Annotated in this window: 12 protein-coding genes; 11 read left to right on the top strand and 1 reads right to left on the bottom strand. The window is 71.5% G+C overall.

Annotated features, from left to right (window positions below):
- Positions 1-31 precede the first annotated feature (31 nt).
- Both HWX14_RS26500 and HWX14_RS26495 read left to right on the top strand, forming a co-directional pair.
- Positions 32-1,237 carry a zinc-dependent alcohol dehydrogenase gene (locus HWX14_RS26500; RefSeq protein WP_124620546.1) on the top strand — a complete coding sequence of 402 codons (1,206 nt, stop codon included), beginning with the start codon at positions 32-34 and terminating at the stop codon, positions 1,235-1,237.
- 34 nt (positions 1,238-1,271) lie between these two features.
- On the top strand, positions 1,272-1,595 hold the full coding sequence (locus tag HWX14_RS26495) for a four-helix bundle copper-binding protein (protein ID WP_175682225.1): 324 nt from the start codon (positions 1,272-1,274) through the stop codon (positions 1,593-1,595).
- Between the two features lie 10 nt (positions 1,596-1,605).
- On the opposite strand, the gene HWX14_RS26490 is transcribed toward HWX14_RS26495, so the two are convergent.
- Positions 1,606-3,198: an ATP-binding protein gene (locus tag HWX14_RS26490; RefSeq protein ID WP_175885292.1), complete on the bottom strand. Its 1,593-nt coding sequence runs from the start codon at positions 3,196-3,198 to the stop codon at positions 1,606-1,608.
- Positions 3,199-3,652: 454 nt separating this feature from the next.
- On the opposite strand from HWX14_RS26490, the gene HWX14_RS26485 reads away from it, so the two are divergent.
- The 9 genes from HWX14_RS26485 (at position 3,653) to HWX14_RS26445 (ending at position 13,933) form a co-directional block, all read left to right on the top strand.
- Positions 3,653-4,060, top strand: coding sequence for a chemotaxis protein (locus HWX14_RS26485; RefSeq protein ID WP_175885291.1), 408 nt, complete (start codon positions 3,653-3,655; stop codon positions 4,058-4,060).
- A 184-nt stretch (positions 4,061-4,244) separates the two neighbouring features.
- Positions 4,245-5,108, top strand: coding sequence for a BON domain-containing protein (locus HWX14_RS26480; protein ID WP_175885290.1), 864 nt, complete (start codon positions 4,245-4,247; stop codon positions 5,106-5,108).
- 47 nt (positions 5,109-5,155) lie between these two features.
- Positions 5,156-7,963: an ABC transporter transmembrane domain-containing protein gene (locus HWX14_RS26475; protein ID WP_244130345.1), complete on the top strand. Its 2,808-nt coding sequence runs from the start codon at positions 5,156-5,158 to the stop codon at positions 7,961-7,963.
- A complete protein-coding gene (locus tag HWX14_RS26470; RefSeq protein WP_175885289.1) occupies positions 7,905-8,432 on the top strand; it encodes a hypothetical protein in 528 nt (175 codons plus the stop codon). Before HWX14_RS26475 ends, HWX14_RS26470 begins: the two co-directional genes overlap by 59 nt.
- Positions 8,433-8,629: 197 nt before the next feature.
- A complete protein-coding gene (locus HWX14_RS26465; RefSeq protein WP_175885288.1) occupies positions 8,630-9,379 on the top strand; it encodes an SDR family oxidoreductase in 750 nt (249 codons plus the stop codon).
- The gene (locus HWX14_RS26460) at positions 9,370-9,981 is read left to right on the top strand and encodes an HAD-IIIA family hydrolase (protein WP_175885287.1); all 612 of its coding nucleotides are present in this window, start codon (positions 9,370-9,372) and stop codon (positions 9,979-9,981) included. Before HWX14_RS26465 ends, HWX14_RS26460 begins: the two co-directional genes overlap by 10 nt.
- Entirely contained in the window at positions 9,978-11,186 is a 1,209-nt protein-coding gene (locus HWX14_RS26455) for a glycosyltransferase family 9 protein (protein WP_175885286.1), read from the top strand. The genes HWX14_RS26460 and HWX14_RS26455 overlap by 4 nt, the downstream gene beginning before the upstream one ends.
- A gap of 3 nt (positions 11,187-11,189) precedes the next feature.
- On the top strand, positions 11,190-12,935 hold the full coding sequence (locus HWX14_RS26450) for a carbamoyltransferase C-terminal domain-containing protein (protein WP_175885285.1): 1,746 nt from the start codon (positions 11,190-11,192) through the stop codon (positions 12,933-12,935).
- Positions 12,932-13,933, top strand: a complete 1,002-nt coding sequence (locus tag HWX14_RS26445; protein WP_175885284.1) for a glycosyltransferase — start codon at positions 12,932-12,934, stop codon at positions 13,931-13,933. The genes HWX14_RS26450 and HWX14_RS26445 overlap by 4 nt, the downstream gene beginning before the upstream one ends.
- The last annotated feature ends 2 nt before the right edge of the window (positions 13,934-13,935 follow it).

Below are 13,935 nucleotides of genomic sequence, written 5' to 3'. Positions count from 1 at the left end.
CCGTTTCCGCTTTCGACAAGGAGGGCCTGACATGAAAGCAGTCGTATTTCACGGCATCGGCGACATTCGCATCGACACGGTGCCCGATCCGGAAGTCTCCGCGACGACCGACGCGGTCGTGCGTCTCACTGCCAGCGCGATCTGCGGCACCGATCTGCACATGGTGCGCGGCACGCTCGGTGGGATGAAACCCGGCACGATTCTCGGCCACGAAGGCGTCGGCATCGTCGAGGCGGTCGGGCGCGACGTGCGCAACCTGCGGCGCGGCGATCGCGTGCTGATCCCGTCGACGATCGCGTGCGGCAGCTGCGCCTACTGCCGCGCGGGCTACACCGCGCAATGCGACGTCGCGAATCCGGGCGGGCCGCGCGCGGGCACGTCGTTCTTCGGCGGGCCGGCAGAAACGGGCCCGTTCGACGGGCTGCAGGCCGAATACGCGCGCACGCCGCTTGCGCATGCGAGCCTGATTCGCCTGCCCGACGAGATCGACGACGATCGCGCGATCCTGATGTCGGACATCTTCCCGACCGGCTATTTCGGCGCGCAGCTCGCGGAAGTGAAGCCGGGCGATACGGTCGCCGTGTTCGGCGCGGGGCCGGTCGGCCAGTTCGCGATCGCGAGCGCGAAGCTGATGGGCGCCGGGCGCGTGATCGCGATCGACCGCATCGCGTCGCGGCTCGAGATGGCATGCGCACAGGGCGCCGAGATCGTCGATTTTTCCGAGGACGATCCGGTCGATACGGTGCTGCGGCTCACCGGCGGGATCGGCGTCGATCGCGTGATCGACGCGGTGGGCGTCGACGCGATGCGCGCGACGCACGGGCCGGCCGCGGCCGATCGCGACGCCGCGCGCGCATTCGATGCGGAAGTCGATGCGATCGTGCCGCACCGCAAGCCGGACGGCCGCAACTGGGTGCCGGGCGACGGGCCGTCGCAGGTGCTGCAGTGGGCGGTGCGCGCGGTCGCGAAGGCCGGCACGATCTCGGTGATCGGCGTCTATCCGCCGGCCGCGCGCGTGTTTCCGATCGGCGAGGCGATGAACCGCAACCTGACGATCAAGATGGGCAACTGCAATCACCGGACGGTGACGCCGCCGCTCGTCGAGCTCGTGCGCAGCGGCGCGTTCGACCCGCTGTCGGTGCTCACGCGCACCGAGCCGCTGACGAACGCGATCGATGCGTATCGCGCGTTCGACGTGCGCGAGCCGGGCTGGATGAAGGTGAAGCTCGCGCCGTGACGACACGAATCGAACCGAACCTGGGAGCAATGCGATGACCGATCAATACGACAACTGCATGGCCGCGTGCGACGCCTGCGCGCACGCGTGCGACACCTGCGCGGCCGCCTGCCTCGCGGAGCGCGACGTGCACGCGCTCGCCACTTGCATCGCGCTCGACATCGAATGCGCGCAGCTGTGCCGCTTCGCGTCGGGCGCGATGGCACGCCGCAGCGGGCTCGCGCCGCGCATTTGCGCGCTGTGCGCGCATGCCTGCGACCTGTGTGCGGCCGAGTGTTCTCGGCATGCGCACGAGCATTGCCGGCGCTGCGCGCTCGCATGCGAGGCGTGCGCGGCGATGTGCCGCGCGATGGTCTGAACGCGCGCGCTTACGGCGCGTCCTGAACCTGCCGTGCGACGCGCTGCAGCAGCGCGTCGAGGACGGCCATCTCGACGGGCTTCACGAGATGGTCGTCGAAGCCCGCGCGTTCGGTGCGCTCGAGGTCGGACGCACGCGCATGGCCGGACAGCGCGACGCAGGTGGTGTCGCGCAGCGCGTCGATCGCGCGCAGTTCCTGCAAGAGCGTGAAGCCGTCGACGTCCGGCATCGTCAGGTCGAGGATCATCAACTGCGGTGCGTAATCGCGGGCGAGCGCGAGCGCTTCGTTCGCGTTGTACGCGACGCGCGGCGCGTGCCCTTTCAGTTGCAGCAGCACCGCGAGCGTATCGGCCGAGTCGCGGTTGTCGTCGACGACGACGATGCGCAACGGCGCGGCGGCCGGCTGCGCGGGCGCGACAGGCGCAGGCTGCGGGGCGTAGTCGTTGCCGGTCGTTCGCACGATCGGCAGCCAGACCGTAAACGTCGCGCCGTGGCCGGGCCCGTCGCTTTCGGCGACGATCCGCCCGCCGTGCAGTTCGACGAACGACCGGCAGATCGCCAGGCCGAGCCCGAACCCGCCGGCCGGCGAGCGGCCCGACGCGCCGTCCTGTTCGAACAGGTCGAAGATCTTTTCGAGCGCGCCGGGGGCGATGCCCACGCCGTGATCGACGACCTGGATCGCCACCGACGGGCCCTCGATCCGCGCGCCGACGTCGATCCGGCCGCCGTGCGGCGAGAATTTCGATGCGTTGTCGAGCAGGTTGTGCAGCACCTGGACGAGCCGTGCGTCGTCGCCGTGCAGCACCACGGAATCGTCCGGCAGGTCGACGCGGATCCACTGCCCGCGCGCCGCCAGTTTCGGCTGGATGCTCTCGACGCCGCGGCACACGATGTCGCGCACGGTGACCGGCCGATCCTCGAGTTCGACCTTGCCGGCCGTGATGCGCCCGACGTCGAGCAGATCGTCGACGAGCCGCGTCAGTTGCGCGACCTGGCGGTTCACCGCGTCGCGACACTGCACGAGCGCGGGCGGCGGATCGGGCAGGTTCTGCAGCACGCCGACCGAGTTGCGCAGCGGCGCGAGATGATTGCGCAACTCGTGCGCGAGCGTCGCGATGAACACGCTGAGCCGGTGCGTCGACGCTTCGAGCTCCTCCAGCCGCTTGCGCTCGGTCATGTCGCGCGTGATCTTGATGAAGCCGCACAGTTGCTGCGCCGCGTCGTATACCGGCGTGATCGTCACGCTTGCCCAGAACTGCGTGCCGTCCTGGCGCACGCGCCAGCCTTCGTCCTGGAAGTGGCCTTTCGTGGCGGCCACTTCGAGCCCGTGCGACGGCCGGCCGGCCGCGATCGCGTCGGGCGGATAGAAACGCGAGAAATGGTGGCCGACGATCTCGGTGGCGCGGTAGCCCTTGATGCGCTGCGCGCCGGCGTTCCAGGTCGCGACGTTGCCGTGCGGGTCGAGCATGAACACCGCGTAATCGGTGATCGCCTCGACCACGGTCTGGAACCGGAATTCGGCGAAGCGGTGCAGCAGGTCCCGCGCGTCCGGCAAGCCGGACGGGGGCTGATGCAGCGGAGGGGCGGCGTCGTCTTTCATCATCGGGACAGATCGGAAATGCAGGCGGGCGAATGCAGCCCGACCGCCGCCGGAACTGCCGGCGGCGGCCATGTGAATCGAATTGGCACGACCGAAAGAATAATGGAACTCGATTCGGCTGAGCAATGGGTGCGCATCGGCCGTGCCCTCGGTCGTGCTGGCGGCCGGCAGTAGGCATTGGCGGCGGCGACGGCGGCGGCGACGGCACGGCGTCTGCGTCGGCGTCGACATGGGCACGGCGGGCAGAGAGCAGAGGGCAGAGGGCGGAGAGCAGAGAGCAGCGGGCTAACGCGGGTCGGGCAGCGAGCAGCGGGCGACGAGAAGGCGCACGACGAAGACGGACGGCCAGCGGGCACCGGGCGGCGCGGCATGCCGCTTGCACGACCGTGCAGTCCGCCTGCCGTGCGGCGGCCATCCGGCCGCTCGCCCAGCGGGCAAGCCATGCAAGGAGGCCGACATGAACAGTACCCTGAACCCCGACAACGAACCGGCCGGCCCGGACGACGACAACGCCAGCCGCGGCCGCGACGGCCGTGCGCTCGGCCCGAGCGACTCGTCCGACAGCGGCAGCGACACGGCGGGCGCGCGGCGCCATCCGTTCGACGTCGATTCGCCGCTCGACGACCACGCGCTGGAACGCGGCGACGCGTCGCTCGACAGCGACACGGACCGCGCGGGCACCGGCGAGCGCGCGTCGGCGGACGGCGACTCGACGCTGGAGGAAGGCGCCGACATCGAGCCGGACCGCACCGAGCGGCTGAGCGACCCCGGCCTCACGGACGAGACGGACGAGACGGGCGACCCGGTCGATCCGGACGACTTGGACGACTTGGACGATCCGGACGACCCCGGCGCCGCGCCGTGACGCCCGCCACGCAAAAACTGCAATCGCGTTGCAGATTGGGGCGCCTGGCGGCGTCGCGGTGCTGCGACGCGCAACCGTCGCGGCCCGGCAACGGCGCCGGCACGCGACTTGCATTCACCCGACCGACGCGCGCCGCGACACGGCATGGGGCCGTGCGCGGGGCAGGCAGTCAAGGAGAGACACGATGCAACGACGATATCCCGGACGATCCGGCGAGCGCGGCGGCCCGCCCGACTGGCACGAGCGCAACGAACGCGCGCACCGGGGCGCCGGCGAGCGCGGCATCCCGGACGACCCGGCACAGTGGCCGGAAGAAGGCTACGAATCGGCTTACCGCCGCTTCGCGAGCGAGGACGTGGGCCCGGAAGACTGGGGCAGCGAATGGACCGAGCGCGCCGCGCGCCCGGCCGACCAGCGGCGCGGCGCGGCCGACCCGGACTGGCCGGGCGGCGCGCGCCAGCCGGCGCGGGATGCCGAGCGCGGCTACGGCGACCCGGGCCGCCGCGCGGAGGGCCGCGAAGGCCGCTACGGCGGCGAGCGCCCGGAATTCCGCGGCCAGCACCGGATGGGCCGCTACGGCGGCGAGCGCGAGAGCGGCGACCCACGCGGCGACCCGCGCTACGGCGGCAGCGCCCCCGACCTGTCGCGCTTCGGCCCGGACACCGAACGCGACGCGCTGCGCCATCGCCGCGGGCCGAAAGGCTATACGCGTTCGGACGAGCGGATTCGCGAGGACGTATGCGAGCGGCTCGCGCATGCGCTGGAGATCGACGTGAGCGACGTCAGCGTGCAGGTGAGCGAGGGGCGCGTCGAGCTGGACGGCACGGTGCCGGCGCGCTGGATGAAGCACGACATCGAGGATCTGGCCGACGGCTGCCTGGGCGTGCGCGACGTCGAGAACCGCGTGCGCGTGCGCCGCGACGGCGAACACGATACGGGCACGGTGCTGCATCCGGACCAGCGGACCGTCACGCCGACCCAGCCTGCCGTGAGCGACCCCGAGCCCGGCACCGTCGTGCCCGGCCGCGAACGCGAATCGCGCCACTGACCGCCCGTGCGTGAAACCGCGCGCCCCCGACCGCGAGCAATGCGTGCATGACGACCGGAATCGACGAAACGCCCATTCAGGACCGTGATGCGGCGGCAGGCCGCGACCGCCGGGACCGCCGCCCTCGCCGCGACGCGCGCGGCCTGCGGCTGCGGATCACGGTCGAACTGTGGCGCGCGATCTGGCACTACCGCGCACGCGTGCTCGCGGCGACCGTGCTGCTGGTGCTCGCGAAAGCAGCGGCCGTGTCGGTGCCGCTGCTGCTCAAGGACATCGTCGACGGCTTCGGCCGCGCGGCCGGCCAGCCAATCGCGTGGCCGGTGCTGCTGCTGTTCGCGTATGCGGTGGTGCGCTTCGCGTCGAACGCGCTGAACGAAGTGCGCGACATGACCTTCGTGCAGGTCACGCAGCATACGGTCGCGTCGTTTACCGTGCGCACGTTCGGCCACCTGCATCGGCTCGGCGCGCGCTTTCATGCGCAGCGCGAGACGGGCGCGGTGGTGCGCGACCTCGAGAAAGGCACGGTCGGCATCGGCTACCTGCTCGGCGTCGCGGTGTTCACGGTCGTGCCGACGGCCATCGAGATCGGCTCGGTGCTCGTGATCGTGATCGGCAAGTACGGCGGCGGCTTCACCGCGATCATCCTCGTCACGTTCGCCGTCTACGCGGCGTATACGGTGGTGTTCACGCGCCGGCGCATGCGCTACCAGCGGCGCGTGAACGCGCTGGAGGCCGAGTCGAACTCGCGCGTGGTCGACAGCCTGCTGAACGTCGATACGGTCAAGTACTTCGCGCGCGAGGACGTCGAGCGCGACCGGCTCGACCGCGTGCTCGACGCATGGCGCGAGGCCGGGGTCGACAACCAGTACGCGCTGTCGGCGCTGCACATCGGGCAGAGCGCGTGCATCGGCGCGGGAATCGCGGCCGTGATGCTGCTCGCCGGGCAGCAGGTCGCGCGCGGCGCGATGACGATCGGCGATCTCGTGCTGATCAACGCGTACATCATCCAGATCAGCCTGCCGCTGAACGCGCTCGGCTTTGTGTTCCGCGAGGCGAACGACGCGATGACGAACATCGAGCGGCTGTTCGGGCTGCTCGATGCGCGCGGCAAGCCGGGCGAGGACGGCGACGCGCCCGGCGCGCAGCCGCTCGTCGTGCGCGGCGGCGCGATCGAGTTCGAGCACGTCGACTTCGGCTACGAGCCGAGCCGGCAGATCCTGTTCGACGTGTCGTTCCGCATCGAGCCCGGGCAGACGATCGCCGTGGTCGGCGGCAGCGGCTCCGGCAAGTCGACGCTCGCGCGGCTGCTGTTCCGGCTGTACCAGCCCGATGCGGGCACGATCCGGATCGACGGCCAGGACTTGCGGCTCGTCACCGAGCGCAGCCTGCGCGACGCGCTCGGCATCGTCCCGCAGGACACCATCCTGTTCAACGACACGCTCGCGTACAACATCGCGTACGGCAAGCGCGACGCGACCCGCGGCGAGGTGATCGCAGCCGCGCGCGGCGCGCAGCTCGACGCGTTCATCGAGCGGCTGCCCGACGCGTACGACACGCGCGTCGGCGAGCGCGGCGTGCGGCTGTCGGGCGGCGAGCGGCAGCGCGTCGCGATCGCGCGCGCATTGCTGAAGGCGCCGCCGATCGTCGTGTTCGACGAGGCGACGTCGGCGCTCGACACGCGCTCGGAGCGCGCGATCCAGCAGGAGCTGATGCGCGTCGCGCAGCATCGCACGAGCCTCATCATCGCGCACCGGCTGTCGACGATCGTCGATGCCGACCGCATCCTCGTGATGGAGTACGGCCGGCTCGTCGAGCAGGGCACCCACGACGAACTGCTCGAAAGCGGCGGCGTATATGCGCAGATGTGGTCGCTGCAGGCGAAGCAGCGAGAACTGGAACGGACGGAGGCGAAGTTCGCGCGGCAGCCGGTGCGGATCAATCCGCTCGTGTCGCAGGTGCTCGATTCGCTGATGGAGCCGGCCGCGCAGCGCGGCGTGCCGGTGTTTCGCCACCTGACCGACGAGGATCTCGTCGTCAAGGCCGATCCGGCCGCGCTGCGGCGCTTCGTGTGGGAGCTGTGCCGCGGCGCGGTCGACGCGAGCAGCGGCGGGCAGCTCGAGGTGCGCACCGCGCGCCACGACCCGGAAGCGCGGATCACGATCGCGTGCGCGGGCGTCGACGCGACCGAACTGTCGCTGATCGACCTCGAACGCTTGCAGGACGCGATCGAGGAGGCGGGCGGCTACGTCGTGCGCGAACGCGACGATACCGGCGTGACGCTGCACCTGTCGCTGCCGCTCTGCGCGGTGGCGCCGGCGTCGATGCAAGGCGGCGCGACGGCGAATCCGGCGGCCGGCGCGGCGGCGCCCGCGAAGCCGCTCGACGGCCTGCGCATCGCGTGCGTGGACGACCACGACGAGGCGCGCGACGCGCTCACCGCGCTGCTGCAGGTGGCCGGCGCCGACGTGCACGCGTATGCGTCCGGCCAGGCGTTGCTGGACGACCTGTGGCGCGCGCGCCGCGCCGACTGGCCGGCGCTGCTCGTCTGCGACATCGATCTCGGCGACGACGAGGAGGACGGCTACACGGTGATGTCGCGCGTGCGCCAGCTCGACGCCGCGCGCGATCGCGAGGGCCGCGCGCCGCTCGAGGCGCTGGCCTTGTCCGGCCATGCGCGCGATCGCGACCGCACACGCGCGGTCGAAGCCGGTTTCCATGCGTACCTGACCAAGCCCGCGGTAGCGGCCGACCTGATCGCGGCGTTGCGTGCGCTCGCGTTTTCCTCCGGAGAAATCCATGCCGAACCTTCTGAATCCGACGACCCCCGCAGCCCTGAACGCGCGTCGCGCCGGTAGCGCGTTCGCCGACCGCCAGGCCGCGGTGGCGGCCGTCGAGCTGCTGCTGCCGACGCTGTCCGCCGCACTGCAGAGCGACTTCGTCGGCGACAGCGGCTGCCTGCACATCGTGATCATGGACCCGGCGCTCGGGCCGCACGACGCGGCGTTCGAGGACGCGATCCTGTACGAGTTCTCGCTGCCCGACCCGAAGGACTGGGACGCCGACTATCGCGCGTATGCGCGGGCCAAGGCGCGGCTGTCGTGGGAAACGGGCCGCGACGGCCACGTCGTGCAGGCGCTGGAACCGTACCGGCTGCGCGCGGGCGACACGAACCTGTGGGGCGGCGTCGCGCTCGGCGGCATCGTGGTCGGCGTGTCGGGCGCGCAGCCGTGGTTCGACGAGGCGTTCGCCGGCTGCATCGCGCACTGCCTGCGCGCGCTCGCGAAGCACCGCGCGCAGGCGACGCCCGACGGGCTCGCGATTTGAGGGGGCCGCCTAGGCGCGGCGGCCCGGACCCGTTTTTACAGCAGGTTATAAAAAAGCCAGCGAGCGCGCGCCGCGGCCCGATGCGGCGCGGGCACGCGCGGCCCGGCACGGTTTTCGCTGTACCTCATGCACGGACGGTTGTCGCGACAAGTGTCGCCGTCAGCCGGATGGTTTTTCGACATCGACAGGAGGTGCAGGTGAACGCGACTCACGACCCAGCCAAACCGCCGCTCGCCGGCCGGACCGCCCTCGTGACCGGGGGCGGCCGCGGCCTCGGCGAAGCCATTTGCGAAGAGCTTGCGCAGTACGGCGCGCACGTGGTCGTCGCCGATCTCGACGGCGACCGCGCGGCGGCCGTCGCGCAGCGGCTCGAGCGGCACGGCGGGCAGGCGGTGGGCCGGCCGCTCGACGTGCGCGACGAGGCGTCGGTGCTGCAGGTGATCCACGATGCGCGCGAGTCGCTCGGCGACCTCGACGTGATCGTCAACAACGCGGCGATCGACGTGACCGCGCCGATCGACGACGTGAGCGTCGACGCGTGGCAGCAGGTGCTGATGACGAACCTGTTCGGCCCGTATCTGATGTGTCATGCAGCCGTGCCGATGATGAAGGCGCGCGGCAGCGGCCACATCGTCAACATCGCGTCCACTGCGTCCAAGCGCGCGTGGCCGAACGCGTCCGCGTATCACGCGACGAAGTGGGGGCTGCTCGGCCTGTCGCACGCGCTGCATGCCGAACTGCGGCCGAGCGGCGTGAGCGTGTCGGCGATCGTCGCGGGCGGGATGCGCACGCCGTTCCTGCTCGACCGTTTTCCGGACATCGACGAGGACACGCTGCAGCCGCCCGAGCACGTCGCGGCCGCCGTGCGCTTCGTGCTGACGCAGCCGCCGGGCACCGTGGTGCCGGAGCTGATGGTGCTGCCGATGAAGGAGACGTCATGGCCCTGAAGCGCGAAGGGCGGCTGCCCGGCGCGGTGCTGCTCGACAAGGACGGCACGCTGCTCGACGACGTGCCGTACAACGTCGATCCCGCGCGGATGCGCCTCGCGCCGGGCGCGGCCCGTGCGCTGCGCACGCTCGGCGCGACCGGGATGCCGCTGGCGGTCGTGTCGAACCAGCCGGGCGTCGCGCTCGGCCGCTTTACCGAAAACGAGCTTGGCGCGGTCCGCCAGCGCCTCGCCGAATTGTTCGAAGCGAACGGCGCGACGCTGGCGGATTTTTTTTACTGCCCGCATCACCCGCGAGGCAGCGTGCCGCGCTACACCTGTGACTGCATCTGCCGCAAGCCGCGCCCCGGCATGCTGCGCCGCGCGCTGGCCGAGCTCGGCGCCGTCCCCGAATGGAGCTGGATGATCGGCGACATCCTCGACGACGTCGAGGCCGGCCGCACCGCGCGCTGCGGCACGATCCTGGTCGACCGCGGCAACGAGACCGAGTGGCGGCTCAACGCCGCGCGCACGCCGCACCACGTCGTCGATCGCATCGACCTCGCCGCCGACATCGTCGTGCGCGAAGCCGTGCGCCGGCACGGCTCGTGGGTGCGGCGATGAGCACCGCCTGGAGCCGCGCCCGCCGCATCCTGTGCGTGCGGCTCGACAGCATCGGCGACGTGCTGATGACCACGCCCGCGCTGCGTGCGCTGAAGGAGAGCGGCACCGATCGCCAGCTGACGCTGCTGACGTCGCGTACGGGCGCCGCGCTCGCCCAGCATCTGCCGATGGTCGACGACGTGTGGAGCTACGACGCGCCGTGGGTCAAGCATCCGGACGTGCGCGGCGATCCGGTGGCCGATCTCGACATGATCGACCGGCTGCTGGCCGGCCGCTTCGACGCGGCCGTGATCTTCACCGTCTACAGCCAGAATCCGTTGCCCGCCGCGATGATGTGCTGGCTCGCCGGCATTCCGCTGCGGCTCGCGCATTGCCGCGAGAACCCGTACGAACTGCTGACCGACCGCGTGCCGGAAACCGAGCCGGAATCGCACGTGCGCCACGAGGTCGCGCGCCAGCTCGCGCTGGTGCGTGCGGTCGGTGCGAAGACGTCGGACTGGCGGATGGCGTTCGAGCCGGGCGACGCGGCGCGGCGCGCGGTGCACGCGCGCCTGCAGGCCGCGTTGCAGCGCTTCGGCGGCGTGCGCCGGCCGGCGGCGGCCGCGCGCCCGCGTTGGCTCGTCGTCCATCCGGGCGCGACCGCCGCGTCGCGGCGCTGGCCGGCCGAGCGGTTCGGCGCGGCGGCGGCCGCCGTCGCGCCGCTGTTCGACGGCATCGCGGTGACGGGCAGCGCGGACGAACGCGCGCTGGTCGACGCGGTGTGCGAACGGGCGGGGCCGCGCGCGGTGCCGCTCGCCGGCGTGTTGCCGCTCGGCGAACTCGGCGCGCTGGTCGAGACGGCCGACCTGCTGCTGTCGAACAACAGCGGCCCCGTGCATCTCGCGGCCGCGCTCGGCACGCCGGTGGTCGACCTGTATGCGCTGACCAATCCGCAGCACACGCCGTGGCGTGTGCCGCACCGTGTGCTGAACGTCGACGTGCCGTGCCGCAACTGCTACCGCAGCGTGTGCAACCAGCCCGGCCATCCGTGCCTGCGCGGCGTGAGCGTCGACGACGTCGCCGCCGCCGTGCACGCATTGCTGCGCGGCAGCGCGCGCCATGCGCAACGCGCGGCCGTGCCGGCTGCCGCCCACGACGACGGCGAGCCGCTCGCGGCGCACCCATCGAACGTGATTCCGTTCGCGCACGTCATCACGAGGAACTGACGCATGCCAGACCCGATCCATACGCTCGGCATCAACGCCGCCTTCCACGACAGCGCCGCGTGCATCGTGCGCGACGGCGTCGTGATCGCGGCGGCCGAGGACGAACGCTTCACGCACGTGAAGCACGCGAAGCGCCCGGTGCCGTTCTCGACCTGGGAGCTGCCTTTCCACGCGATCGACTATTGCCTCGCGGAAGCCGGCATCACGCTCGCGGACGTCGACCACGTCGCGTATTCGTACGACCCGTGGTTCGAACTCGACCGCGAAGGCACGGCGCCGGCGCTGACCTTGCCGCTGTCGCCGTCCGCGCATGCGCCGCGCGAGGACGGCGCGTCGCCGTGGCATCCGCTGTTCCTGTCGTCGATCGTCAACGCGCCGCGCCAGCTCGCGGGCGGCGCGCCGCATCACCTGCAGCGGCGCTTTCGCGGCGTCACGCACGACGGGCCGTTCCGCTGGCATTTCATCGAGCACCATCTCGCGCACGAGGCGAGCGCGTTTCTCGCGGCGCCGTTCGAGCGTTGCGCGGTGATGACGATGGACGGGCGCGGCGAACGCGCGACGACGAGCTACGGCGTGTTCGACGGCCGATCGTACCGGCGGCTCGGGCAGGTCAACCTGCCGCATTCGCTCGGGCTGCTGTACGAGCGCTTGACGCGTTATCTCGGCTTCCTGCACTCGTCCGACGAATACAAGGTGATGGCGCTCGCGTCGTACGGCAAGCCGGTGTTCGCCGACGAGATGCGCAAGCTGGTGCAGTATCGCGGCGAAGGGCGCTACGAGGTGCGCGACGAGGATCTGGCCGCGCGCTTCGGCGCGCCGCGCGAACGCGGCGGGCCGATCGAGCCGCATCACTGCGACATCGCGCATGCGTTGCAGCTCGTGCTCGAGGAGACGACGCTGCAGGCGGTCGACTGGCTCGCCGCCGAGACCGGCGAGCGGCAGCTCGCGATGGCGGGCGGCGTCGCGCTGAACTGCGTGATGAACGCGAAGATCCGCGATCGCGGCCCGTTCGACGACGTGTGGGTGCAGCCGGCCGCCGGCGACGCGGGCACCGCGCTCGGCGCCGCGCTGTGGACCGATTTCCGGATGCGCGGCGCGCGCGGCGGCTGGCGGATGGATCACGCGTATCTGGGGCCGGCCTACGACGACGATGCGATCGAGGCGTTCCTGAAGGAAGCGCAGCTGCCGTACCGGCGGCTCGCCGACGTCGCCGCGCAGACGGCCGCGCTGCTCGCGGCGAACCGCGTGATCGGCTGGTTCCAGGGGCGCATGGAATTCGGCCCGCGCGCGCTCGGCGCGCGGTCGATCCTCGCGTCGCCGATCGATCCGGACATGCAGCACAAGCTGAACCGGATCAAGGATCGCGAGGATTTCCGCCCGGTCGCGCCGGTCGTGCTCGAGGACCGCGCGCATCACTGGTTCAGCGGTGGCCGCGGCACGCCGCTGCGCGCGCCGTTCATGCTGTTCGTGTACGACGTCGTGCCCGAACGCGCGGAGAAGATTCCGGCGGTGCGCCACATCGACGGCACCGCGCGCGTGCAGACCGTCGACGCAACCCAGCATCCGCTGCTGCATGCGCTGTTGACCGAGTTCGACGCGCTCACCGGCGTGCCGGTGCTCGTCAACACGTCGTTCAACACGCGCGGCGAACCGATCGTGTGCTCGCCGCGCGACGCGATCGAATGCTTCTGGACGTCGCCGCTCGACGCGCTCGTGATCGGCCCGTTCCTGCTGGAGAAGCCGAAATGAACATGCGCGCCACGCAACTGCCGCCGGTGGTGTCGGTCGTCGTGCCGACCTACCGGCGGCCCGACCTGCTCGAACGCTGCCTCGACGCGCTGTGCGTGCAGGTATTCGACCCGACCACCTACGAGATCGTCGTCGTGGACGACGATCCGGCCGGCAGCGCGCGCGCCGTCGTCGATGCGTGCCGCGCGCGCGTGACCGACGTGCCGGTGATCCGCTACATGACCGCGCCGGACACGCAGGGCCCGGCCGGCGCGCGCAACGTTGGCTGGCGCAGCGCGGGCGGCGCGCTGATCGCCTTCACCGACGACGACACGATCCCCGATCCGACCTGGCTGCGCCACGGCGCGGCCGCGCTGCTGGCCGAGCCATCGGCGGCGGCCGCGGCCGGCCGGATCGACGTGCCGTTGCGGCCGCGCCCGACCGATTACGAACGCGACGCGGCGGGGCTCGCGCATGCGGAATTCGCGACCGCGAACTGCTTCGTGCGGCGCGCGGCGCTCGAACGCATCGGCGGCTTCGACGAACGGTTCACGCGCGCGTGGCGCGAGGACGCCGACCTGATGTTCGCGCTGCGCGAGCATGCGGGGCCGATCGTCGACGCCGACGCCGCGCGCATCGTGCATCCGGTGCGTCCCGCGCGTTGGGGATCGAGCATCGGCGCGCAGTCGAAGGTGTTTTTCGATGCACTGCTGTACAAGAAGCATCGCGCGACCTATCGGCGGCATATCCGGCCGACGCCGCCGTGGCATTACTACGCGGCCGTGCTCGCCGCGCTCGGCGCGATCGGCTGTTTCGCCGCCGGCTGGCCGGCGCCGGCCATCGTGTGTGCGGCGGTGTGGGCCGCGATTACCGCGGGGTTCTGCGCGAAGCGGCTGCGCGGCACGCAGCTCACGGTGTCGCATGTGGCCGAGATGATCGTCACGTCCATCGCGATTCCGCCCGTGTCGCTGTACTGGCGCATGCGCGGCGCGCTTCACTTCCGGGTACTCTTCCTTTGACG

It is taken from the genome of Burkholderia sp. BCC0044, assembly GCF_902832955.1.
In the GTDB taxonomy this organism is placed as follows: Bacteria; Pseudomonadota; Gammaproteobacteria; order Burkholderiales; family Burkholderiaceae; genus Burkholderia.
Note: the sequence above shows the minus strand (reverse complement) of the source record. Positions and strands in the feature narration are given on the sequence as shown.

Coding starts and splice junctions, on each gene's coding strand:
- HWX14_RS26500 (WP_124620546.1), top strand. CDS start 32: ATGAAAGCAGTCGTATTTCACGGCATCGGCGACATTCGCATCGACACG.
- HWX14_RS26495 (WP_175682225.1), top strand. CDS start 1,272: ATGACCGATCAATACGACAACTGCATGGCCGCGTGCGACGCCTGCGCG.
- HWX14_RS26490 (WP_175885292.1), bottom strand. CDS start 3,198: ATGATGAAAGACGACGCCGCCCCTCCGCTGCATCAGCCCCCGTCCGGC.
- HWX14_RS26485 (WP_175885291.1), top strand. CDS start 3,653: ATGAACAGTACCCTGAACCCCGACAACGAACCGGCCGGCCCGGACGAC.
- HWX14_RS26480 (WP_175885290.1), top strand. CDS start 4,245: ATGCAACGACGATATCCCGGACGATCCGGCGAGCGCGGCGGCCCGCCC.
- HWX14_RS26475 (WP_244130345.1), top strand. CDS start 5,156: ATGACGACCGGAATCGACGAAACGCCCATTCAGGACCGTGATGCGGCG.
- HWX14_RS26470 (WP_175885289.1), top strand. CDS start 7,905: ATGCCGAACCTTCTGAATCCGACGACCCCCGCAGCCCTGAACGCGCGT.
- HWX14_RS26460 (WP_175885287.1), top strand. CDS start 9,370: ATGGCCCTGAAGCGCGAAGGGCGGCTGCCCGGCGCGGTGCTGCTCGAC.
- HWX14_RS26455 (WP_175885286.1), top strand. CDS start 9,978: ATGAGCACCGCCTGGAGCCGCGCCCGCCGCATCCTGTGCGTGCGGCTC.
- HWX14_RS26450 (WP_175885285.1), top strand. CDS start 11,190: ATGCCAGACCCGATCCATACGCTCGGCATCAACGCCGCCTTCCACGAC.
- HWX14_RS26445 (WP_175885284.1), top strand. CDS start 12,932: ATGAACATGCGCGCCACGCAACTGCCGCCGGTGGTGTCGGTCGTCGTG.